This window comes from Micromonospora polyrhachis, from assembly GCF_014203835.1.
Taxonomy (GTDB): domain Bacteria; phylum Actinomycetota; class Actinomycetes; order Mycobacteriales; family Micromonosporaceae; genus Micromonospora_H; species Micromonospora_H polyrhachis.
Genome location: NZ_JACHJW010000001.1, coordinates 6165471 through 6187678, shown reverse-complemented (window position 1 = coordinate 6187678; position 22208 = coordinate 6165471). Strand labels below are relative to the sequence as shown.

General features: G+C 70.8%; 23 protein-coding genes. 10 read left to right on the top strand and 13 right to left on the bottom strand.

Annotated elements, in window-relative coordinates; translation table 11 throughout:
* Nucleotides 1-122: 122 nt before the first annotated feature.
* From FHR38_RS27435 to FHR38_RS27420, 4 genes are all read right to left on the bottom strand, one after another.
* A complete protein-coding gene (locus FHR38_RS27435) occupies nucleotides 123-572 on the bottom strand; it encodes an Rv0361 family membrane protein (RefSeq protein WP_184537621.1) in 450 nt (149 codons plus the stop codon).
* Between the two features lie 91 nt (nucleotides 573-663).
* Nucleotides 664-1461: a hypothetical protein gene (locus FHR38_RS27430; protein WP_184537619.1), complete on the bottom strand. Its 798-nt coding sequence runs from the start codon at nucleotides 1459-1461 to the stop codon at nucleotides 664-666.
* 336 nt (nucleotides 1462-1797) lie between these two features.
* Complete coding sequence (locus tag FHR38_RS27425; protein WP_184540298.1) at nucleotides 1798-2913, bottom strand: SPFH domain-containing protein; 1116 nt, start codon at nucleotides 2911-2913, stop codon at nucleotides 1798-1800.
* A 65-nt stretch (nucleotides 2914-2978) separates the two neighbouring features.
* Entirely contained in the window at nucleotides 2979-3431 is a 453-nt protein-coding gene (locus tag FHR38_RS27420) for an NfeD family protein (RefSeq protein WP_312882437.1), read from the bottom strand.
* A gap of 139 nt (nucleotides 3432-3570) precedes the next feature.
* Here FHR38_RS27420 and FHR38_RS27415 point away from each other — a divergent pair, with 139 nt between their 5' ends.
* On the top strand, nucleotides 3571-4896 hold the full coding sequence (locus FHR38_RS27415) for a serine hydrolase domain-containing protein (protein ID WP_184537618.1): 1326 nt from the start codon (nucleotides 3571-3573) through the stop codon (nucleotides 4894-4896).
* Nucleotides 4897-4993: 97 nt separating this feature from the next.
* Here FHR38_RS27415 and FHR38_RS27410 read toward each other — a convergent pair whose 3' ends face one another.
* A complete protein-coding gene (locus FHR38_RS27410) occupies nucleotides 4994-5809 on the bottom strand; it encodes a DUF3097 domain-containing protein (RefSeq protein WP_184537616.1) in 816 nt (271 codons plus the stop codon).
* 202 nt (nucleotides 5810-6011) lie between these two features.
* Between FHR38_RS27410 and FHR38_RS27405 the strand changes: the two genes are divergently transcribed.
* On the top strand, nucleotides 6012-6803 hold the full coding sequence (locus FHR38_RS27405; protein ID WP_184537614.1) for an Rv1486c family protein: 792 nt from the start codon (nucleotides 6012-6014) through the stop codon (nucleotides 6801-6803).
* Between the two features lie 58 nt (nucleotides 6804-6861).
* Here the strand turns inward: FHR38_RS27405 and FHR38_RS27400 are convergent, their stop codons facing one another.
* From FHR38_RS27400 to FHR38_RS27385, 4 genes are all read right to left on the bottom strand, one after another.
* The gene (locus FHR38_RS27400) at nucleotides 6862-7602 is read right to left on the bottom strand and encodes an HAD-IIA family hydrolase (protein WP_246447837.1); all 741 of its coding nucleotides are present in this window, start codon (nucleotides 7600-7602) and stop codon (nucleotides 6862-6864) included.
* 87 nt (nucleotides 7603-7689) lie between these two features.
* The gene (locus FHR38_RS27395; RefSeq protein ID WP_184537610.1) at nucleotides 7690-8766 is read right to left on the bottom strand and encodes a ferrochelatase; all 1077 of its coding nucleotides are present in this window, start codon (nucleotides 8764-8766) and stop codon (nucleotides 7690-7692) included.
* A 128-nt stretch (nucleotides 8767-8894) separates the two neighbouring features.
* Nucleotides 8895-9662, bottom strand: coding sequence for an enoyl-ACP reductase FabI (gene fabI, locus FHR38_RS27390; RefSeq protein ID WP_184537608.1), 768 nt, complete (start codon nucleotides 9660-9662; stop codon nucleotides 8895-8897).
* An 80-nt stretch (nucleotides 9663-9742) separates the two neighbouring features.
* The gene (locus FHR38_RS27385) at nucleotides 9743-10447 is read right to left on the bottom strand and encodes a beta-ketoacyl-ACP reductase (protein ID WP_184537606.1); all 705 of its coding nucleotides are present in this window, start codon (nucleotides 10445-10447) and stop codon (nucleotides 9743-9745) included.
* Between the two features lie 157 nt (nucleotides 10448-10604).
* Between FHR38_RS27385 and FHR38_RS27380 the strand changes: the two genes are divergently transcribed.
* From FHR38_RS27380 to FHR38_RS27370, 3 genes are all read left to right on the top strand, one after another.
* Nucleotides 10605-11903, top strand: a complete 1299-nt coding sequence (locus FHR38_RS27380) for a sensor histidine kinase (RefSeq protein WP_312882435.1) — start codon at nucleotides 10605-10607, stop codon at nucleotides 11901-11903.
* Nucleotides 11900-12565: a response regulator gene (locus tag FHR38_RS27375; protein WP_184537604.1), complete on the top strand. Its 666-nt coding sequence runs from the start codon at nucleotides 11900-11902 to the stop codon at nucleotides 12563-12565. The genes FHR38_RS27380 and FHR38_RS27375 overlap by 4 nt, the downstream gene beginning before the upstream one ends.
* A 655-nt stretch (nucleotides 12566-13220) precedes the next feature.
* A complete protein-coding gene (locus tag FHR38_RS27370) occupies nucleotides 13221-13676 on the top strand; it encodes an NUDIX hydrolase (protein ID WP_221449209.1) in 456 nt (151 codons plus the stop codon).
* Nucleotides 13677-13748: 72 nt separating this feature from the next.
* Here the strand turns inward: FHR38_RS27370 and FHR38_RS27365 are convergent, their stop codons facing one another.
* Genes FHR38_RS27365 through FHR38_RS27355 form a run of 3 tightly spaced genes read right to left on the bottom strand, consistent with a single transcriptional unit; the run spans nucleotide 13749 to nucleotide 16872 of the window.
* Complete coding sequence (locus tag FHR38_RS27365; RefSeq protein WP_184537602.1) at nucleotides 13749-14699, bottom strand: VWA domain-containing protein; 951 nt, start codon at nucleotides 14697-14699, stop codon at nucleotides 13749-13751.
* Complete coding sequence (locus tag FHR38_RS27360; protein ID WP_221450121.1) at nucleotides 14696-15763, bottom strand: DUF58 domain-containing protein; 1068 nt, start codon at nucleotides 15761-15763, stop codon at nucleotides 14696-14698. The genes FHR38_RS27365 and FHR38_RS27360 overlap by 4 nt, the downstream gene beginning before the upstream one ends.
* Nucleotides 15742-16872 (bottom strand): AAA family ATPase, encoded by a 1131-nt coding sequence (locus FHR38_RS27355; RefSeq protein WP_184537598.1) that lies wholly within the window; start codon nucleotides 16870-16872, stop codon nucleotides 15742-15744. Before FHR38_RS27355 ends, FHR38_RS27360 begins: the two co-directional genes overlap by 22 nt.
* 301 nt (nucleotides 16873-17173) lie before the next feature.
* Here FHR38_RS27355 and FHR38_RS27350 point away from each other — a divergent pair, with 301 nt between their 5' ends.
* Genes FHR38_RS27350 through FHR38_RS27340 form a run of 3 tightly spaced genes read left to right on the top strand, consistent with a single transcriptional unit; the run spans nucleotide 17174 to nucleotide 19444 of the window.
* Nucleotides 17174-17434 (top strand): hypothetical protein, encoded by a 261-nt coding sequence (locus tag FHR38_RS27350; protein WP_184537596.1) that lies wholly within the window; start codon nucleotides 17174-17176, stop codon nucleotides 17432-17434.
* Nucleotides 17431-17958: a PH domain-containing protein gene (locus tag FHR38_RS27345; RefSeq protein ID WP_184537594.1), complete on the top strand. Its 528-nt coding sequence runs from the start codon at nucleotides 17431-17433 to the stop codon at nucleotides 17956-17958. Before FHR38_RS27350 ends, FHR38_RS27345 begins: the two co-directional genes overlap by 4 nt.
* 40 nt (nucleotides 17959-17998) lie before the next feature.
* Nucleotides 17999-19444, top strand: coding sequence for a PH domain-containing protein (locus FHR38_RS27340; RefSeq protein ID WP_184537592.1), 1446 nt, complete (start codon nucleotides 17999-18001; stop codon nucleotides 19442-19444).
* Here FHR38_RS27340 and FHR38_RS27335 read toward each other — a convergent pair.
* On the bottom strand, nucleotides 19434-20555 hold the full coding sequence (locus tag FHR38_RS27335) for a phosphatase PAP2 family protein (protein ID WP_376771438.1): 1122 nt from the start codon (nucleotides 20553-20555) through the stop codon (nucleotides 19434-19436). The genes FHR38_RS27340 and FHR38_RS27335 overlap by 11 nt on opposite strands.
* 110 nt (nucleotides 20556-20665) lie before the next feature.
* On the opposite strand from FHR38_RS27335, the gene FHR38_RS27330 reads away from it, so the two are divergent.
* Both FHR38_RS27330 and FHR38_RS27325 read left to right on the top strand, forming a co-directional pair.
* On the top strand, nucleotides 20666-21115 hold the full coding sequence (locus FHR38_RS27330; RefSeq protein ID WP_184537588.1) for a thioesterase family protein: 450 nt from the start codon (nucleotides 20666-20668) through the stop codon (nucleotides 21113-21115).
* A complete protein-coding gene (locus FHR38_RS27325; protein WP_184537586.1) occupies nucleotides 21112-21942 on the top strand; it encodes an MBL fold metallo-hydrolase in 831 nt (276 codons plus the stop codon). The genes FHR38_RS27330 and FHR38_RS27325 overlap by 4 nt, the downstream gene beginning before the upstream one ends.
* The last annotated feature ends 266 nt before the right edge of the window (nucleotides 21943-22208 follow it).

Here is a 22208-nt window from a genome sequence, read left to right as displayed (position 1 = left end):
GGTGGGTGATCGGCCCGGCGCAGGGACCGACGCGAACCGAAGATAACACCGGTAACCGGCCGTCAAGTGGTGTCAGAAGAGCGATACAACCTTTTCCGCCACCAAGGTCGACAACTCCGGGTTCACTGACAGATCCGCCACTGGCCACCTTCCTTGACCAGGGGAAACACCTGGGTCACAGTGGCACCGGCGTCCTGGGTGAGCTGCACGGTGGCGGTTCCTGTGACCCGACCGTTGGTGTTGTTCACGTTCAGCCCGACGATCTTGTAGCTCGCGATCGTTGGCTGCGGTGCCTGCCGCCGGGCGAACTCCTCCGCAGTCAGGTCCGCACGCACCCGGGCGCACAGCCGCCCGTACGCCCCCGGGTAGTCGCGCTCGCGCAAATCGTCCACATAGGCGGTCGTCGCCTCGCGTGCCGGGCCGGTGGCGTCCTGCACGGTCCGGTAGAGCACGAACCCGAGAATGCCGCCACCCAGGCAACAGACCACCAGCACCACGGCAACGACGATCAGCACGATCCGCGTGGTGTTACGGGACTTCCGGGCAGGCGGGGGCAGTTGCTGATAGGCCATGCCTGGAGGGTAGGAAGGAGAGGCAATCGCGCTCGGCCCGTCCGGAGCGGGCGGAGCGCTCAAAGCGAGCGGCCCGTCCGGAGCGAGCGGACTAACCGGCGGGTGCGGTGTTCGGCGGCGGGACGTGCGCGGCGGCGACCGAGTCCGGTCCGGTGTGCACCCCGCTGGCCCGCCCCACCGGCACCAGCCGTCCGGTGCGCCAGGCGATACCGATGCCGGCGGCCAGACCAACCAGGGCACCGTACGCCTGGAAGGCCCCGACCAGCATGCCCACGACACCCATCATCGGAGCCGCCAACATGAGCAAGGCCCCGTCGGCATAGCTGAACACGCCCGACCGGATGACCGCCCACCCGGCCAGCAACCAGCCGAGGGTGTAGACACTGGCCCCGGCGAGCGTCAGGAGGCGGGCATCGGCACCGTAGACCGGGGTCTGCTCCGGCATCGCGGCGAAGGGCAGCATGAGCATGAGGCCGAGGAGGACGACCAGCAGAGCGGTCAGGGCGGTACGCCGGCTACGGGCGGCGGCCATCAGGCTGGTGAGTGACATCAACGCCAGGAACCCGAGCCAGAGCGCGCCGAGCCAGCCCACCAGATACAGCGGCCGGCCGCCCGAGGCGTACGGCGCCGGACCGGCCCCGTCGACACCGACCAGCGCGATCACGCCGAACACGATGGCGTAACCCGGCAGGAGCCAGATCGTGGCCCTGGCGAAGCGCCGCAACGACCACGCCCAGGTGGCGTTGATGGCCGGGGCGACCGGTGGCTTCTCCACGATGAAGGGGAGCACCCCGAACCCCAGACCGGTACGGCGACGGGCCGCCGTGTCGGGCGATGCCGCCGCCGACGAAGCCGATCCGGCCGATCGGGTGCCTCTGGACTGCTTCACGCCGTCACCTCGCTCCACACATCCCGGTGCTGCGGCACGGGTCGCTCGGGTGCCCGACCGTTGGTCACCACCCGCCTACGACGATCGTGGCAGGCGGCCGAACAATCCGTGGATCGTTCACGTTTTTTGCGGCTGGAATCCGACTACCCGGAATTCGGCAGGGCGACCACTTCTCGGTGCCCTACTGCCTGGCCAGGGGGGTCGCTGCCGTCTTCGTCCCGGTCCGGACATGATCAAGCGGCGGCCACCCACGTTTCCGCAGGTGACCGCCGCTCGACTCCGCAGGTGACCGCCGCTCGATCGGATTCGTGCGTCGGAGTCGCGAAAGGTCGCGCCTCAGGCCCGCTCGGGACGGCCCTCCGGCGCGGTCTCGCCGATCAGGTTGGCCGGCGACACCGGCTCCGGGGCGGGCAGCCCCGCCGGCCGGGAGCCGGAGGTGGCCTGCGCCTCGGCAGCGCGTACCTCGTTGGTGACCTCCTGCGCGGCCTCGGCGGCGGCCCGCGCCGCCTCCGCCGCCTCCCGCTCGACGGCGCTGGCATCCGACGACGCCTGCTCCGACGGCGCGTCCCCGGCCATCTGGCCCAGGCCGCCGAGCGCACCGCCCAGCCCCTCCAACGCCTTGGTCAACTCGGCCGGCACGATCCACACCTTGTTCGCCTGCCCGTTGGCGATCTGCGGCAGAGCCTGAAGGTATTGGTAGGCCAGCACCTTCTGGCTCGGGTTCGCCTGGTGGATCGCGTCGAAGACGGTACGGATCGCCTTGGCCTGTCCCTCGGCCTGGAGAATCCGGGCCTGCCGGTCACCGTCGGCGCGCAGCACCGCGGCCTGCTTCTCACCCTCGGCGGAGAGGATCTGGGACTGCTTGTGCCCCTCGGCGTTGAGGATCGCGGCCCGGCGGTCCCGCTCGGCACGCATCTGCTTCTCCATCGAGTCACGGATGCTCGGCGGCGGTTCGATCGCCTTGATCTCCACCCGGGTCACCTTGATGCCCCAACGCCCGGTCGTCTCGTCGAGCACACCGGAGAGGTGCCGGTTGATCTCCTCGCGGCTGGTCAGCGCCCGTTCCAGGTCGAGCGAGCCGATCACGTTTCGCAGGGTGGTCACGGTGAGTTGCTCGATCGCCTGGAGGAAGTTGGAGATCTCGTAGGTGGCGCGTACCGAGTCGACCACCTTGAAGTAGAGCACCGTGTCGATCGACACGACCAGGTTGTCGGAGGTGATCACCGGCTGCGGCGGGAAGCTGACCACCTGCTCCCGCATGTCCACCTTCGTCCGGACCGCGTCGATGAACGGCACCAGCAGGTTGAGGCCGGGGTTGAGCGTGCGCTTGTATTTCCCGAGCCGCTCGACCACGTCCTGCCGCTGCTGCGGCACGATCCGTACCGCCCGGATCAGCGTGATCACTATTATCAGGGCCACGGCGCCGAACAGCACCGCGATCACCGTGCCCATTCCGTCCATTCCATCCCCCATATCTCCTCTTCCAGAAAGATTCTCACCAACAACCGTTCGTCGTATCAGCCGGCTGAAACGTCGTCCCGCCAGACCAGCACCGTCGCGCCCCGGACCTGGATCACCCGGACCCGGTCCCCCGGTACGAACACCTGGGTCGCGTCGTAGGACCGGGCGGTCCACAACTCTCCGTCGATCTTCACCATGCCGGCGTCCGCGTCGACCTGCTCCAGTACGAGGGCGGTGGTGCCCTCGATCGCCTCGACGCCGAAGGGTTCCTCGCCAGCCTCCACTGCGCTGCGGCGATGACGCTGGATGGTTGGCCGGGCGACCAGCACGGTCAGCGCCGACACGAGGGCGAAGACGAGCGCCTGCACGCCGACCGGTGCCCCGAGGGCCGCTGCGCCGGCTGCGGCGAACGCTCCCACCGCGAACATGAGAAGGAAGAGCGTCGTCGTGAAGATCTCCGCGACTGCCAGTACGACGCCCAATACGATCCACAACAGTGGCTGCTCCACACGTCGATCCTGTCATGCCGACGCACCTGACCACGAACCCCGAAGATCACAATCGCGAGTGGAAACGACGGTCACTAGGATCAGCCGGCACCGGTGTTGATCCACTGAATCACCCATCCTGATCGAGGAGCGACGAGACGTGACACTGCAACCGGAAACCCGCCGACGGATCGACACCCTGGTCGCCGAGGCGCAGGCGACGGGGCGTACCCCGTCACTGGTCGCCGGGGTGGTCCGGGACGGTGACCTGGTCCACGTCGCAGGTGCCGGCGAATGTCCCACCCCGGATCCGGACACGCAGTACCGGATCGGCTCGATCAGCAAGACGATGACCGCCGTACTCGTCATGCAGCTACGCGACGAGGGCCGGTGGGGGCTGGACGACCAACTGGACCGCCACCTGCCCGGCACCCCCGTCGGCCGGGCCACGCTACGCCAGCTACTCGGCCACGCCGGCGGCCTGCAACGGGAGCCGGAGGGCGACTGGTGGGAACGCTCGGCTGGGGCGGACCTGGACACCCTGCTCGCCGGGCTCAGCCCCGCCAAGCTGGCCCACCCACCGCACCGGGTCTACCACTACTCCAACCTCGCATACGGCCTGCTCGGCGGGGCGCTCGCACGGATCGCCGGCAAGCCGTGGTGGCAGTTGCTGCGGGAGCGCCTGCTCGATCCACTCGGCATGCAGCGCACCACCTACCAGGCCGAGGAGCCGTTCGCCCGGGGCTATGTGGTGCACCCCTGGCACGACACGTTGCGCGAGGAGCCACGTACCGACACCGGTGCGATGGCCCCGGCGGGGCAGCTCTGGTCCACCACCACCGACCTGGCCAGGTGGGCAGCCTTCCTCGCCGACCCCCACCCCGACCTGCTCGCCCCGCAGACACTGACCGAGATGTGCGCACCGGTGGTGATCAGCGACCTGGACTCGTGGCGGTCCGGGCATGGGCTGGGGCTGGAACTCTCCCGCTCCGGCGAGCGGGTCTACGCCGGGCACACCGGCTCGATGCCCGGTTACCTGGCCGTCCTGACCGTCTACCGACCGGCGCGTACCGGGGTGGTCGGCTTCGCCAACGCGTACGGCCTGCGGGCCGGCTCCATTGCCGGCTTCGGTGAGCGGCTGCTGACCACCGTGCTCGACAGCGAGCCACCGACCATCCGACCGTGGCGACCGGCCGACGCTCCGCCCCCGGCCGACGTGGCGGAACTGACCGGCCGCTGGTGGTGGATGGGTCGCGAGTACGAGGCGGCCTGGGACGGTACGGCCGGCGAACTGACCCTCACCGTGCAGCGGCCGGCCGGCGCACCGCCGTGGCGCTTCACCCCCGAGGGGACGGACCGCTGGCGGGGCCGCTCCGGCACCAACGACGGCGAGATCCTCGCCGTACGCCGGGACGTCACCGGCCGCCCCGACACGCTGGACATCGCCACCTTCATCTTCACCCGCGACCCGGACCGCGTCGCCTAGCGGTCGGGAAGGGCTCCCTTATCGCTTCCCGTTGTGGAAGGGCCCTTCCCGACACGTGAAGCCAGCACGGCACCGGATCCGAGTGCCACCGCCGGTGCTACGGGGCGGGGACGGTCACAAAGTCGATCAGCCGCTCGACAGCGTTGATCAGCGGAGTCTCCACATCGTGAAAGCTCTCCACCCGGGAGAGGATGACCCGCCACAGCTCTGCCGGATCGGCCACCCCGAGCGCCGCACAGACCCCCTCCTTCCACGGCTGCCCCGGCGGCACCACCGGCCAGGCCCGGATACCGAGCTTGGCCGGTTTCACCGCCTGCCACACGTCGACGTAGGGGTGGCCGGTGACCAGCACGTGCGGCGAGGTCACCGAGGCCACGATCCGGCTCTCCTTGGACCCGGCCACCAGGTGGTCGACCAGTACGCCCAGCCGCCGCTGCGGTCCCGGGGTGAAGTCACGCACCTGTGCGGCGAGGGCGTCGATACCGTCCAGCGGCTCCACGACCACACCCTCGATGCGCAGGTCGTCGCCCCAGATCCGTTCCACCAGCGCGGCGTCGTGGATGCCCTCGACCCAGATCCGGCTCGCCTTCGCCACCTGGGCACGTACCCCGTCGACGGCGATCGAGCCGGAGGCCGTACGGCGCCGGGCCGCCGGAGCGGCGGTGGGCGCTGGCCTGCGCAGGGTCACCGGCTTCCCGTCGAGCAGGAACGCCGCCGGCAGCAGCGGGAAGTTGCGCCGTCGGCCGTGCCGGTCCTCCAACACCACCGCACCGGACTCGAAGCCGACCACCGCGCCGCAGAAGCCCGAATCGGCATCCTCCACGACCAGATCCGGTTCGGCGGCAACCTCTGGCACCGTCCTACGCCGCCGCCAATCGCCTGCGAGTACGTCGTCCCCGTACAGCCTCCCCATGCGGCAACGCTAACGGACACGAGGAGCAGCGGTGACGCGGGACGCGCCGAGGGTCGGTGCACCCACAGGGCGCGGGAACACAGCTCGCACATGCCGTCCCGCGCGGCTCGGCCCGGCGGATCTCGACCGTTCCGTCGCGGGGCTCGGAACTGCCCTCGCGGCACCCGAGACAGGGCCGGGGTGAGGACGTACCCTTGCCTGCATGTCCCCCGCAACGGGCGCGGCCACCCTCGCTCCGCGCCGGTCCAGCCGGTTCGTCGCCTGGGTGCGCGCGTGGCGCGCCGGGCTGGTCCCCTACGACGAGGTCGCCGACGAGGTCGCCGGTGACGAGGAACATCTCGTCGCCGACGCTCCCGGCACCTGGACCGACGTTCCGCTGCGGGAAGCACTTCCCGCGCTGTCGAAACTCTCTCCCGACGACATCCGGCTGGTGCTGCCCGCCCCCGGCGATCCGCGCGGCCTGCCCGGCCCCGGCCCGTTCGCGGGCGCGGCCCTGGAGGCCGGGGAGGCGGTCGTCGCCCGAGGTCTGGGTCTCATTCCCGAGGTACGCAACCACACCTCCGGATCGGGGGTGAGCTTCGAGACCGTCCTGTGGCGGGTCTATCCGCTGCCGGAGAGCGCCCCCGCCGCCTCGGCCAACCAACCGGGCGCGGCCGAGGCCGAGGCCGCGCTCTCCGTCGCGCTCGCCGAGGCGACAGCGGCACTGACCCGCCTCGACGTAGCCCAGTGGCGACCCGAGTTGGCCGGGGCGCTGGCCGCGCTACGCCGGCCGGACAGTGGCACCGACCTACCGCCCGGCTTCGATCCTCGATCCCGCCGGCTCTTCGCGCGGGCGAGTGTGCTCGACCGGGTCCTGGCGCTCGCCGAGACCGCCGCGCCCGGTGGCGCGGTCAACGGCTACGAGGCACAGCAGCGCGACGCCGCCCTGCGACCGCTCACCACCGCCTGCCGGCAGGCACTGGCCGCCGCCTGCAACGCCCCGCTCAGCGGCTGAGCCCTCCGGTCGGTCATCCCGGTTGGGCTCTGGTCGCCACCACGAGCGTCCGACCGGATCACACCTCGTCAATCAGGTCGGCCACCGAGGCCACGATCCGGGACGGACGGTACGGGTAATGCTCCGCCTCGATCCGGGTGGCGATACCGGTGAGCACCAGGATCGTCTGGAGGCCCGCCTCCAGCCCGCACAGGACGTCGGTGTCCATCCGGTCGCCGATCATCGCGGTGGTCTCGGAGTGCGCGTCGATCGTGTTCAGCGCCGACCGCATCATCATCGGGTTGGGCTTGCCCACGAAGTACGGGGCCACCCCGGTCGCCTTCGAGATCATCGCGGCCACCGATCCCGCCGCCGGCAACAGCCCCTCGTTGGATGGACCGGTCACGTCGGGATTGGTGCAGATGAACCGGGCACCGCCGGAGATCAGCCGGACCGCCTTGGTGATCGCCTCGAAACTGTAGGTCCGGGTCTCCCCCAGCACCACGTAGTCCGGCTCGTAGTCGCTGAGCACGTAGCCGACAGAGTGCAGCGCCGTGGTCAGCCCGGCCTCCCCGATCACGTACGCGGTGCCACCCGGCCGTTGATCGGCGAGGAACTGCGCGGTGGCCAGCGCGGAGGTCCAGATCGCGTGCTCCGGCACGTCGAAACCCATCCGGGTCAGCCGGGCCTGGAGGTCGCGCGGCGTGTAGATCGAGTTGTTGGTCAGCACCAGGAACGGCTTGCCCGACCCGCGTAGCCGGTTGATGAACTCCGGGGCGCCCGGCACCGGCTGCCCCTCGTGCACCAGTACGCCGTCCATGTCGGTCAGCCAGCTCTCCACCGGCTTACGCTCGTTGCCGCCGATCACACTCCGGCCGCCCACGTCGGAACTCCGCTCGCTCATGGGTCAGGGCCGCCGGGTCGGCTGGCAGCAACCGGCCGGGCAGGTGTCCCAGACCGGCAGCGTACCGAGCCGGCGACGTGGTGGTAGATCCACCGGTGGCGTCGGCCCCTCGGTCGGTGCCCGCTCACCCGCCAGGTCAGCGGTGGCGAACCGCTCGACGACCAGTTCCCGGACCATCGACACGAACCGCGGATCGGTGCCCGGGGTGGCCGCCCGGACGAAGTCCAGCCCGAGCCGCTGTGCGGTGCCCGCCGCCTCGGTGTCCAGGTCCCACACCACCTCCAGATGGTCGGAGACGAACCCGATCGGGCTGATCACCACCGAGGTGACCCCGTCGGCGGCGAGCACCGCCAAATGGTCGTTGACGTCCGGTTCCAGCCACGGCACGTGCGGTGGTCCGGATCGGCTCTGCCACACCAGGTCGTACGGCAGGTCGGGCGCGGCGATCCCGGCCACCAGGCGGGCGACCTCGTGGAGCTGGGCCTCGTACCGGCCGCCCTCCGGGCCGGAGGCCGCCGCCATCGTCACCGGTACGGAGTGCGCCGTGAACACCAGTCGGGTGCTGTCCCGGCGGGCTGGGTCCAGGGTGCCCAGCGCGGCCCGTACCGCGTCGGCGTGCGGCTCCACGAAGCCCGGGTGGTCCCAGAACTGACGTAGCTTGTCGATCAGCGGAGCATCCGGTCCGACTGCGGCCCGGGCTGCGGCGATGTCCTCCTGGTACTGCCGACAGGAGGAGTAGCCGCCGTATGCGCTGGTCACGAAGGCCAACGCCCGGCGCACCCCGTCGTCGCGCATCTGGGCGACGGTGTCGGCCAGCATCGGGTGCCAGTTCCGGTTGCCCCAGTAGACGGGCAGGTCGAGCCCGTTCGCGGCGAAGTCCGCCTCCAGCGCGGCGATCAGGTCGCGGCACTGCTGATTGATCGGGGACACCCCGCCGAACTGCTGGTAGTGCTCGGCCACCTGGGCCAGCCGCTCCGGGGGGATTCCCCGGCCCCGGGTCACGTTGGCCAGGAACGGCAGCACGTCGTCCGGTCGTTCCGGACCGCCGAAGGAGACCAGGACAAGCGCGTCGTACTCCATGCCCCCATCTTGCCGCTCCCCGTCTTCGGCGGAGGAAGGGCCCCTTCTTATCGCTTTCTGCATGGGAAGGGGCCCTTCCCAACCGCAAGGCAAGGCGGGGCGGTGCGGGCGGCGGGTGCGGTGGCCGGTCAGGCACCTACCGCGTGGTAGCCGCCGTCGACGTGGACGATCTCACCGGTGGTGGCCGGGAACCAGTCGGACAACAGCGCCAGGCAGGCCCGGGCAGCGGGCTCCTGGTTGGTCAGGCTCCAGCCCAACGGGGCACGCTCGGTCCAGGCGGTCTCGAACTGCTCGAACCCGGGAATCGACTTGGCCGCCATGGTGCGCAGCGGACCGGCCGAGACCAGGTTGCTGCGGATGCCCTTCGGTCCCAGGTGCAGCGCCAGGTAACGGGAGGCGGACTCCAGCCCGGCCTTGGCCACACCCATCCAGTCGTAGACCGGCCACGCCTTGGTCGCGTCGAGGGTGAGCCCGACGACCGATCCACCCGGCCCCATCAGCGGCAGCGCCGCCATGGCCAACGACTTGTACGAGTAGGCCGAGACGTGCACCGCCGTGGCCACGTCCTCCCACGGCGCGTCGAGAAAGCCACCGCCCAGGCAGCTCGCGGGGGCGAACCCGATCGAGTGCACCACGCCGTCGAGCCCGTCGACGTGCTCCCGTACCCGGTCGGCCAGGCTGGCCAGGTGCTCGGTGTTGGCCACGTCCAGTTCGATCACCGGGGCCGGCTCGGGCAGGCGCTTGGCGATCCGCTCGACCAGCGACATCCGACCGAATCCGGTGAGTACGACGGTGGCGCCGTTCTCCTGGGCGAGCTTCGCCACCGAGAAGGCGATCGACTGGTCGGTGATGACGCCGGTGACGAGTAGCCGCTTTCCGGCCAGCAGTCCAGACACGTACAGATCCTCCGTTGTTCGTTGTCAGTGACCCGTGCCGGTGACCGCAGCACCGCCACGGAGGATGCCTGATCCGGGGTTCAGTGCCCCATGCCGAGGCCGCCGTCGACCGGGATCACCGCGCCGGAGATGTAGCTGGCGGCGTCGCTGGCCAGCCAGACGACCGGTCCGGCGACCTCGTCGGGGGTGGCCATCCGGCCGGTCGGAATCGCCTTGCGGATCTCCGCCTGCCGCTCTTCGGAGAGGGCCGCGGTCATGTCGGTGTCGATGAAGCCGGGTGCCACCACGTTGGCGGTGATGTTGCGGCTGCCCAGTTCCCGGGTGATCGAGCGGGCGACGCCGACCAGGCCGGCCTTGCTCGCCGCGTAGTTGACCTGGCCGGGGCCGCCGTACAGGCCGATCACCGAGGAGATGAAGATCATCCGGCCCCAGCGGGCGCGCAGCATCTTGGCGCTGGCCCGCTTGGCCACCCGGAAGGCACCGGTCAGGTTGGTGTCGATCACCCGGGTGAACTGTTCCTCGGACATCCGCAGCAGCAGCGTGTCGTCGGTGATGCCGGCGTTGGCGACCAGCACCTCGACCGGGCCCAGCTCCGCCTCGACCGTCGAGAACGCCTCGTCGACCTGGGCCGAGTCGGTGATGTCGCACCGTACGCCGAAGAGGTCGGCTGGCACGTCGCTGCCCCGGTGGGTCACCGCCACCCGGTCTCCCTGCTTGGCGAAGGCCTGGGCGATGGCCAGGCCGATACCCCGGTTACCGCCGGTCACCAACACGGTACGGGCCACGGTGTCCCTCTTCTCTCACGATCGGACGGTGCGCGATGGAGACTAGGCGCTACCCGCAGGTAAGTAGTAACCCGGGCCAGGTCGTACCGGGGTATGACACGCGGAATGGCACTTCGGGAGTACGAGCGCACGGGCGATCCAACGTAGCCTGCGGAAAGTGAGTATTCCTTCGTCTTTGGGCGTCGTACGGCCGCTGTGGCACCTGATCGCCGGCCCGGACCAGCCGCCGACCAGCGGCTGGCGACCCCGCTGGTGGCCCCGCTGGCGGATCCCCCTCGTCCAGGCCGGTCTGCTGCTCCTCATCGGGCTGACCGTCGCCGCCGTCAACTACCTACAGGACGAACGGAACCTACCGGAGCTGCTCGCCATTCCGCTCGCTCTCGGCAGCACGTTGCCGATGGCGGTCGCCCTGCGCCGCCCGCTGCTCGCCTGGCGAATCTGCTACCCGCTGCTCTACCTGGGAGTCGTCGACTTTTCGCCGAGGGAAGCCTGGCCCTGGCATCCGATGCAGGTCATCGGCACCCTGTTCGTCTTCGGCATCCTGGCCGTCCGCGCCGACACCGGGGTCTCCACCTGGGCCGCAGGGCTGACCCTGATCCCGGTCTTCCTGTTTGCCGAGACTCCGGCCAATGGGTACGGCATCATCGTGCTCTTCGCGGTCGTACTGCTGCTCGGCGACCAGTTTCGTCGGCGGCGGCAGAGCCAGCGGGCCCTCGTCGAACAGGCCGAGCTGAGCGAACTGGAGAAGGCCCGTCGGGCGGTGCTGGAGGAACGCACCCGGATCGCCCGGGAGATGCACGACGTGGTGGCGCACCACATGTCGATGATCGCGGTGCAGGCGGAGACCGCGCCGTACCGACTCGACACGCTGCCGGAGCCAGCCCGCGCCGAGTTCACCGCGATCGCCGGGTCGGCCCGGCAGGCACTCACCGACATGCGCCGACTGCTCGGTGTGCTCCGCAGCGAGTCGGCAAGCCCGGAGACCGCCCCCCAGCCGGGACTGGCCGACATCGCCGAGCTCGTCGAGGCCGCCCGGCGGGCCGGCATGGTCGTCACCCTCGACGAATCCCCGCCTCCGACGGAGCAGGCCGGGCCGTCGGAGACGGCGGAGCAGGCCGGGCCACCGGAGGAGACGGGGCACGCCGGGCCGCCGGAAGCGGTGGGGCTGGCCGCGTACCGGATCGTGCAGGAGGCCCTGGCCAATGCGGCCCGGCACGCCCCCGGCGCGGCGGTCCGGGTCACCCTCCGCCCGGAGCAGGAAATGATCACGGTACGGGTCGAGAACGACGACACCGGCACTCCGACCGGCGCACCGACCCGGGGTGCCGGGCACGGGCTGACCGGGATGCGGGAACGAGCCCGCCTCCTCGGCGGTACGTTCACCGCCGCACCGGCCGGCGGCGGGTTCACCGTCGAGGCCGAACTGCCGTACGACGGGAAGGACGGGAACCGATGATCCGGGTGTTGATCGCCGACGACCAGGCGATGGTGCGGCAGGGCTTCGGAGCGTTACTGGCTGCCCAGCCGGATCTGCTGGTCGTCGGGGATGCCGCCAACGGGCAGGAGGCCGTCGCCGCCGCTCGCCGACTGGATCCCGACGTCGTGCTGATGGACGTCCGGATGCCGGTACTCGACGGCCTGGCCGCCACCCGACAACTGATCGGCGACCGGCGGGAGCCGACCCGGCCCCGGGTGCTCATCCTGACCACGTTCGACCTCGACGACTACGTCTACGAGGCGTTACGGGCCGGAGCCAGCGGGTTCCTGCTCAAGGACGCCCCGGCCGCCGAACTCGTCCACGCGGTACGGGTGGTCGCCGCCGGTGACGCGCTGCTCGCGCCGGCGGTGACCCGGCGGTTGATCGCCGAGTTCGCCGCCCGCCCCAGCCGGGACCGCCCCCGGCCCACCTCGCTGGCCGCCCTCACCGCCCGGGAGACCGAGGTGCTCCGGTTGATCGCCCGGGGCCGGTCCAACGGCGAGATCGCGGCCGAACTGGTGGTCGCCGAGCAGACCGTCAAGACCCACGTGGGTCGGGTGCTCGGCAAGCTGGGCCTACGCGATCGGGCGCAGGCGGTGGTCGTCGCCTACGAGTCGGGGTTGGTCGCAGCGGGCGAATAGTTCTGCATGACACCCCGCAGGTTGCTCGGTGAGGTGCTGTAGTGAAGCCCGCCGGTCCGGCCTCCTTCGGTCCACACCGGTCAGCAGGTGTCCACCATGGACCGACGGTCAACCGCTCATGGCCTGCCGCCGGGCCTGCTCGGGCTGGGTCCCGGGCGGATCTGGCCTGCCCGTACCGGGCGCCGGCAGGCTGGCCCTACTGGTGTGGCCGCCCGTACGGCCACAGCGCGGAGCGCTCGCCGGCCGGGTGTACGATGACGGACGTTCCGGACCCGGCCGACCTGTGGAGGTGATCGCTGTGCGAAATAGCGATCCCCCGAGTCGTGGCCGGGCCGATCGTCGGTCCCGCTGAGTAACGACTCAGCGGATGATCCGAGCGGTCCCCGCTCGCCCATCGCACTCCCGCCGCCCCGGTCTCGCCGGGGCCGTCGTGGTGTGCGCCCGCACCGGCCTGCTCCGGCTGGCGGCGGAATGGCCCGGTTACGACGTCGTGTGCGCGTCCTGTCCTCCTGAGGCCCCGCTGGTTGCTGTCCAGCCGGCCGGGCCGTCCGAGTCGCCGCCGGAGAACGCCGATGAACCGCTACGCCGCCCCACTGGGTTTCACCCTCGCCGCCGTCTGGGTCGTGGTGCTATTCGTCCTGGTCAGTGGCACACAATGAAGGACGACGTCGACGGGATCGACAGTGTGGCCGATCAGGTACGTTCGCGCGTCTCGGCGTATGCGATCGCTGTCACGGAGGGCCGGTTGCTGCTGACGCAGCTCTCGGGTACGTCACCGGTCTTCCTGCCCGGGCTGTGGCACTTACCCGGTGGGGGGATCGACCCGGGCGAGCAGCCGCAGGAGTCGCTGACCCGTGAACTGTACGAGGAGACCGGCCTCGATCTCCTTGATGCCCGACTGGTGGAGGCGCGGACGTACACGGCTCGTCGACTCGGAGTGAACTGGCATCTGGTGGGGCTCTTCTACGTCGTCGATGTCGCACCCGGGCCACCTACGGTCACCAGGACCGATGACTCCACCTGTGCCGTCAGCTGGATACCCCTGGCAGGCCTGGATAAATCAACACTTTCCCCCGCGGCCATCGACAGTCTGGCGATGATCGACACCTAGCAGGTCCGGCCGGTGGGCGGTGCCGGCATCCTGGTCACCGGCACCGCCAACACAGCGTCCGACCATCGGACGTCACAGCATCCGGGACGTCCACAGCAGACTCATGCCGGCCGCCGAGAGCGCGAAGAGCAGGGCGATGCCGGCGTACCACTGGGTGATCTCCCGGGGCTCGGTACGGAACCCGATCGAGCTGCCCATGTCCTGGTAGACCTGCTTCAGCTCACTGACCGAAGCCGCCTCGTAGAAGTAGCCCTGGGTGGTTTCGGCGAGTTGGGCGAGCGCCTGCCGGTCCACCGGCACCCGCTGGACCTGGCCACCGATTTCCACCATGCCGGCGTCGGTGCCGAAGGCGATGGTGGAGACCGGCACGTTGGCCGTCTGGGCCGCCGCGCCCGCTTCCTCCACCGACCGTCCCGAGGTGCGGTAACCGTCAGAAAGCAGCACGATCCGGGCCGGCGGGATCTCCGCGGTGCCATCGGCCGGCACCGACCGGATCGCCTCCAGACAGGTGAAGACCGCCTCGCCGGTGGCCGTGGCCTCGGCCAGCACCAGACCGTCGATGGCCTGCGTCACCGCCGGCCGGTCCTTGGTGGGCGGCACCAGGACGTTGGCGGACTTGGCGAAGGCCACCAGGCCGAGGTTGAACGTCGGGGGCAGCTCGGCGACGAACTGCTTGGCCGCCTCCTGGGCCGCCTCCAACCGGTTCGGCGACACGTCGGCGGCCTGCATCGACAGGGACACGTCGATGGCCAGCATGATGGTGGCCCGTTCGAGCGGTTCCTTGGTGTCGATCGACGGCCGGGCCATGCCGGTGGCCAGGGCGATCAGGCTGAGCAGGAACGCCCCGGCGGCCGCGTGCCGCCGCCAGCCCAACCCCTTGGGGGCCAGGGTACGGAGCAGGTCCACGTTGGTGAACCGCATCGCGTACGACCGACGGTGCAGCTGTCGCCAGACGTACAACCCGGCAATGGCGAGCACGGGCAGCAGGGCCAGCAGCCACCATGGCTGCAGAAAACGGATCATCGTGTCGTCCCTCGGGTACGTGCGTGTCGTTGCGCGGCGACGAACCGCACCATGTCCAGCAGCCAGTCGGAGTCGGTACGCAGACGCAGGTGCGCCGCCCCGGCGGCGCGTAGTTCGTTGGCGATGGCGGAGCGCTGCACCGAGGCCGCCTCGGCGTAGCGGCGACGCAGGCGGGGGTCGGCGGTCTGCACCTCGTGCATCTCACCGGTCTCCGGGTCGACCAACGCGAGTACCCCGACGTCGGGCAGCTCCAGCTCACGTGGGTCGACCACCTCGATGGCGAGCACGTCGTGCCGTACCGCCAGCTTGCGCAGCGGACGACCCCACTGCTCGGGCGGGGCCAGGAAGTCGGAGATCACCACCGCCACCCCCCGCCGACGCGGCGGGCGGTTGAGCATGTCGATCAACGCGCCGAGGTCGCTGCGACCGGGGCGGACCTCGGTGCCGGCGATGGCCCGCAGCAGTCCCTGTGCCTCCTTGCGGCCGGGCCGGGCGGGCAGGCGCAATATCCCGTCGACCCCGGCCGACCCGCCGGAAGCTGCGCCGGCTGACCGGCCGGAGGCCGACCTGGCCGATCTTCCGGTGGCCGGAGCGGCACCGCTGCCCCCGCTGGCCACCACCGCGCCGATCCGGTTGCCACCGCGTACGGTCAGGTGCGCCACGGCCGCCGAGGCGGCCACCACCAGATCCCGTTTGAGCCAACGACCGGTGCCGAAGTCGAGACTGGCCGACAGGTCCACCGCCAGCCAGGTCTCCAACTCCCGGTCGGCGACCGTCCGCCGGACGTGCGGCACGGTGGTCCGGGCCGTGACCGGCCAGTCCATCCGCCGTACGTCGTCACCGGGGCGGTATTCCCGTGACTCCCCCGCCTCGGTGCCGGGTCCGGGCAGCAGCCCGACGTAGTCGCCCTGAAGCAGGCCGTCGAGTTTGCGGGTGACCAGCAACTGCAGTCGGGACAGCACCGCCTCGGCTCGGCCAGAGGTGTTTCCGGTCGTCGACCCGCTGGCCGTCGACCCACCGGTCGGCCAGGCACCGCTTGCCGTCACGGCATCCGTCCGGGCCAGCCGGCCCCCGGCGGCGGGCTGACCGGTGGTGTGGCGACGGCGTTCTGTCGGGGGGCGACCGACGGTAGCGGAACCGTACTCATGATCCGGCCGACGATGTGGTCGGCCGGTACGTCGTCGGCCAGCGCGTCGTAGCTGAGCACCAACCGGTGGCGCAGGATGTCCGGGGCGATGTCCTGGACGTCCTGCGGCAACGCGTAGTCCCGACCGCGCAGCAGGGCCAGCGCCCGGGTGGCCCGGACGATGCCCAGCGAGGCACGGGGGCTGGCACCGTACTGGATGAGCTGCCCGACGTCCGGCATGCCGTGCTCGGCCGGCGACCGGGTGGCCAGCACCAGCCGTACGGTGTAGTCGACCAGGGCGTTGTGTACGAACACCTGGTCGGCCTTGCGTTGCAGGGCGATCAGCTCGGTCGGGGTGAACACCGGCGACGGTTCGGGGGCCGCGATCCCCATCCGGTAGACGATCTCGCGTTCCTCGGCGTCGCTCGGGTAGCCGACCAGGATCTTCATCAGGAACCGGTCCCGCTGTGCCTCCGGCAGCGGATAGACGCCCTCCTGCTCGATCGGGTTCTGGGTAGCCATCACCAGGAAGGGATCGGGCACCGGGTGCGATTGGCCACCGATCGACACCTGCCGCTCGGACATCACCTCCAGCAGCGCCGACTGTACCTTGGCCGGAGCCCGGTTGATCTCGTCGGCGAGCAGGAAGTTGACGAAGACCGGACCGAGTTCGACGTCGAACTTCTCACTCGACTGACGGTAGATCCGGGTGCCCACGATGTCCGCCGGTACCAGGTCCGGGGTGAACTGCACCCGGGCGAAACTGCCGCCCACCACCTTGGCGAGGGTCTCCACGGCGAGGGTCTTGGCCACTCCGGGCACCCCCTCCAGCAGACAGTGCCCCCGGGCCAGCAGAGCGACGAACATCCGCTCCACCATCCGGTCCTGCCCGACGATCACCCGCTTGACCTCGAACAGCGCACGTTCGAGCAGGGTGGCGTCCTCGGCCGGGGTGGACCCCGGGGCCGGAGCGTCGCCGGCCGACGGCGGGGTCGGGGTGCCGGCTACGGGCGGGGTCGGGGTGTCGGGCGTGGTCGGCTGGGCCACCGGTCCTCCACAACGGGTCAGATGAGTGGAAACTACTGCCGCCTTAAGCCTTGCACGTCCGCCGGAAAGCACGGAAAGGGAGAACCCGATTTCCGGTACCGGCGCGTCGCAACGCGAAACGTCGGGCGCGAGTGGACATGGAGGGGTTTTCCAGGTGTACGATGCAGCCGTCGCCGGGCGGCTCCCCCCGTGGCCGCCCGGCGCTTCAAATCCCCGTGAGCCGGCATTCCTCGACAACCCGGACCTGGCTCCGGCAAACACCCGCAGCTCTGTTGGTGAACCGGACCGTAGACTCGCCGGCGTGACAGACACTCCCCTCGCACGACCCGCCCCGCCGATCTGCTCGGCCCGGGGCTGCCAGGCACCGGGTGTCTGGGCACTGCGGTGGAACAACCCTCGGCTGCACGATCCCGACCGGCGCAAGACCTGGCTCGCCTGCCCGGATCACCGCGGCTCGCTCGGTGACTTCCTGGACGCGCGCGGGTTCCTGCGTGAGGTGGCACCGGTCCCACCATCACCTACCCTCGATGACGTGGACGAGCACAGTGAGGTGACCGGTTGAGCGACGTCCCGGCACCTGACCCGAGGACCGGCCCCAACGACCCGCTGGAGCCCTGGCCCGACACCGTACGGTGGCAGCCCGTGTCCCGCGACCTGATCTGGGTCGAGCTGATCCAGTTCGGCTTCGGACTGGTGGTGGTGCTCGGTGGCCTCGGCATCGGCTGGGCACTGACCGGTCGCTGGTTCCTCGGTCTGGCGATCGTGGCCGTGGTGCTGCTGGGCGGCCTGCGGGTGGTCGCGATCGTACGGGCCGTACACGCCTGGGGATACGCCGAACGCGACAACGACCTGCTCGTCCGGCACGGCCTGCTGATCCGCCGACTGTCGATCGTGCCGTACGCCCGGATGCAGTTCGTCGACGTCAGCGCGGGGCCGTTGGAGCGGGCGTTCAACCTCGCCACGGTGCAACTGCACACCGCGGCGGCGGCGAGCGACGCCCGGGTCCCCGGCCTGCGTCCGGCGGAGGCGTCCCGGCTACGTGACCGGCTCACCGCCCTCGGCGAGGACCGGGTGGAGGGCCTGTGAAGCACTCCGCCCGTTCTGCGGCCGGTCGAGGACCGGTCCGATGAGCCAACCTGGCCCACCGAGGCCACCGGGTCCGCCGGCCGACCCAGCAGGGCAGCCGGGGCCGTCACCTGGCCCGCCGAGGCCACCATCTGGCCCACCGAGGCAGCCAGGGCCGGTGGGGCCAGCGGGCGCTCCCGAGCCACGGCAACGGCTGCATCCCCTGAGCCCCCTGCTACACAGCGCGAAGTCCCTGGTGGTGATCGTCGCAGCGCTCTCCTGGTCGACCCTTTCCCGGATCGGGCTGGGCTGGTTCGCCCTACTGGTGGCGGTCCTGCTGCTCGGTGCCGTCGTGCTCTCCGTGGTCAGCTGGTACTACACCGGCTACCACATCGTCGGCCGGGAGCTACGCATCCACGATGGTCTGCTGTGGCGACGTACCCGGGCGATCCCGCTGGAACGGTTGCAGGCGGTCGAGGTGGTCCGGCCACTGCTGGCCCAGCTCACCGGCCTGGCCGAACTGCGGCTGGAGGTGGTCGGTGGTGGAAAGACCGAGGCCCCGCTGGCGTACGTCTCGCTCGCCGACGCGGTCGCGCTGCGGGGCCGCCTGCTGGGCCTCGCCGGCCACGCGCCCCAACCGCCGGTCGGCGTCGCCCCGGAGGCGGTAGCCACCGGCACCCCTCCCCCGGCCCGGGGCCGCCTGCTGCACGCGGTGGTCAACCGGGATCTCCTGATCAGCCAGCTCCTCACCCCGCAGGCGTTCTTCCTGCCGTTCGGGGTGGCCTTCGTGCTGTCCCAGTTCCTCTACGAGGGCTCGTTCTCGTTCATCGCGGTGGCCAGCACCGTCACCGCCACCGCCGGTGTGCTGCTGCAGCCGGTACGCCGGGTGCTCGACGACTGGGACTTCCGGCTGGCCCGGGAAGACAACGCCGTACGGGCGCACAACGGCCTGCTGGAGACCCGCGCGCAGACAGTGCCACTCGATCGGGTACAGGCGGTCACCGTGACCTGGCCGCTGCTCTGGCGGGTGAAGGGGTGGTTGCGGCTACGGATGGACGTGGCCGGCTATGCGGCCGGCCCCGAGCAGGACGGCCGGAACCGAGCCGACCGGCTGCTTCCCGTCGGCCTCCAGGACACCGGCCGGATGATCGTCTGGGAGGTGCTGCCCGGCGTCGACTTCGCCCGGCTGGCACTGACCCCGCCGCCCCGCCGGGCCCGATGGCTGGACCCGCTGGTCCAACCATTGCTCGGGGCAGCACTCTCCCCGGAGGTGTTCGCCGTGCGCAGCGGGTTGATCACCCGGCAGCTCGTACTGGTGCCGTACGCGCGGATCCAGAGTGTCCGGGTGGTGCAGGGGCCGGTGCAACGCCGGCTGGGACTGGCCACGGTGCACGCGGACACCGCCGGTGGCAGCGGCGCGGCAGCCCACAACCGGGACCTGACCGAGGCGTGGGCGATGGCCGCCGAGTTGACGGCCCGGGCCCGCGCCGCTCGGATCACCCGCTGACCGGCACCGGCTTCTCGTCCGGCCGGCTCTCCGGGTCGTCGTCGTCAGCCGGGTCGTCGCCGTTCGCCGCATCCGTCGGCTGCGGCGGCACCGCCGCCGTACCCGTCTCCGGCCGCATCTCACCGGCCGGCGCCGGTGCGTCGGCCGCCTGCCGGCGGGCCTTCCGGGCCGCCCACCACCGTTCGCCCAAACCGACCACCAGGAAGGTCATCCCGACGTACGCCCAGCCGACCAGGACGTCGATCACATAGTGCTCGCCGGAATAGACCAGGGTGACGGTCATCGCCAGCGGATAGGCAAGCAGCAACGGCCACCACCGCCGCCGGACACCGGTGATGAAGAAGACCACCACGAAGAGTGCGAACGCGGTGTGCAGCGACGGCATCGCCGCTACCGGATTGGAGGCGATCTGGCCGGCATTGAGCAGGTTGCCCGCGCCGTGCATGCCGAACGCCTTCCAACCCCGGGTGGAGATGCGGGCCACGTCCTCGATCAGGCCGTACTGCGCGGCCCACCACGGCGGCGCGGCCGGATAGACGAAGTAGGTCACCAGACCCGTCGCGCACAGGAAACCCCAGCGTCGCATGAACGCCGCCCATCGGGGTCGGTGACGAAGCCAGAGCACCACGGCGGCGGCCAGCGCGGCCACGAAGTGCGAGAAGTAGACCCAGCTCGCCACCACGTCCCACCAGTGGATACCGGCTGGATCGTAGAACCGTTCCTGGAGCCAGATGGTGGGCACCTCACCGCCGGTGGCCCAGCCGAACATCCAGACGTCGGCGACGACGAGTTCCATGGCATGCGGGATGGCCCCGTTGTCGGCGAACCCTCGGGACAGGTTGTAGAGGGCCAGTAGCACCACGATCGGCAGCCAGTCCCGCGCGAATCGCAGATGGCTGCGCCAGGGGCGATCGCTGTTCCAGGCGATCGTCGCGGCCCACAGCCAGACGAAGGCATAGAGCGGGTCGGTGGGCAGGCCGATGAGCAACCAGCCGGCCACGAACGCGACCGACCAGATCGACATGGCACGCACCCGGCGACGCCGGTCGACGGGGGCGGGTGGCGACCCGGAAGGCGTGGTGGAGGCGGGTTCGGTGACGTTGGCAACCATCGCTGACCAGACTAACGGCGACCGCATCCCGCCTGAAATCGACCATCTTCCCGCCTCGGGCGGTTCGTACACGCCAGCGCCGGCCCGCACCGAGCGCCTATCCTGGTCGCATGGAAGAGCAGCCAGGTCCTGATCTCACGGCGACATCGGCGGGATCGGGGCAGCAACCGGAATCCGCTTTCACACCGGGGCTGTCCGCCCGGGTGGAACTGACCGTCACCGACTCCGACACCGCGCAGGCGGTCGGCTCGGGTGACGTGCCGGTGCTGGGCACTCCCCGGGTGCTCGCGCTGGCCGAGGCGGCCACCGTCGCCGCCACCGCCACCCGGATGCCCTCGGGCATGACCACCGTCGGGCTACGGGTGGAGCTGGACCATCGCGCCCCCACCCCGGTCGGTCGTACGGTCACCGCACAGGCCCGGTTGGCCAAGGTCGACGGCCGGCGGCTGCTGTTCGAGGTGACCGTCACCGACGGCGCGACGACGGTGGCCGAGGGCCGGGTCGAGCGGGCCCTGGTCGACCGGCACCGGTTCGTGGAGCGGGCTACCGGGTCGGCATGAGCATCCGCTTCGCCGAGGTCGGCGACCGGATCTGGGTGCTGCGGCACCCGGTGCTCGACGTCAACGTCACCCTGGTGCTCGGCGACGAGGCGGCACTGCTGGTGGACACGCTCTCCACCGCCGACCAGGCGACCGACCTGGCCGTCGCGGTCCGGGCCATCACGGCCTATCCGTGGACCATCGTCAACACCCACCACCACTTCGACCACTGCTTCGGCAACGCCACACTGGCCGGTGACCCGGACCGTCCGGTGTACGCCCACGAGACCACCCTGGCGTTGTTACGCGACCACCCTGACGAGGTACGCCGACAGGCGTACGAGGAGATGCTCGCCAGTGAGCCGGAGCTGGCCGCCGAGCTCCGCCGGACGCCGGTGCTCGCGCCCAGCCATGCCGTACATCGGGAAGCCGCCCTGGATCTCGGCGGGCGACCGGTCACGCTGCGCCACCTCGGCCGGGGACACACCGAGGGCGACCTGGTGGTGCGTGTTCCCGACGCCGACGTGCTGATCGCCGGTGACCTGGTCGAGGAGAGCGGCCCACCCGCCTTCGCGGACAGCTACCCGCTGGACTGGGCCGGCACCCTGGCCGAGTTGCTGCGTCACACCACCGCCGGGACCCGGGTGGTGCCCGGACATGGTGCCGTCGTCGACCGGGACTTCGTGCGGGCCCAGCACGACCAGCTCACCGCCCTCGGCTGGTTGATCCGCGAGGGCCACTGCGACCACGTTCCGGCAGAGCGGGTGGCCGCGCAGGCCCCGTTCGGTCCGGAGTCGGCCCTGGTGGCGGTACGCCGGGGCTACGCCGAGCTGACCGACGGCACCTGATCGGTGAACGCCGGGCCACCTCGGCCCGGGTGGGCATCGCCACCGCACCGCCCGGCGACTCCCATCCCAGGATGGCGAATTGATCGAGATATGACTATTGAGTTGATGTCCGATCCGTGTTGGGATAGCGCTGCCGAGACAGCGCGAGGGCTGACGCGCTGGTCGGGAGCCGGCAAGGGGCCACGAGAGCGGCGTCGATATGCGGACCGGGCGACCGCACACCGCCACCATCCGTCCGCGCTCCGGACATGCCCCCCGTTCATTCC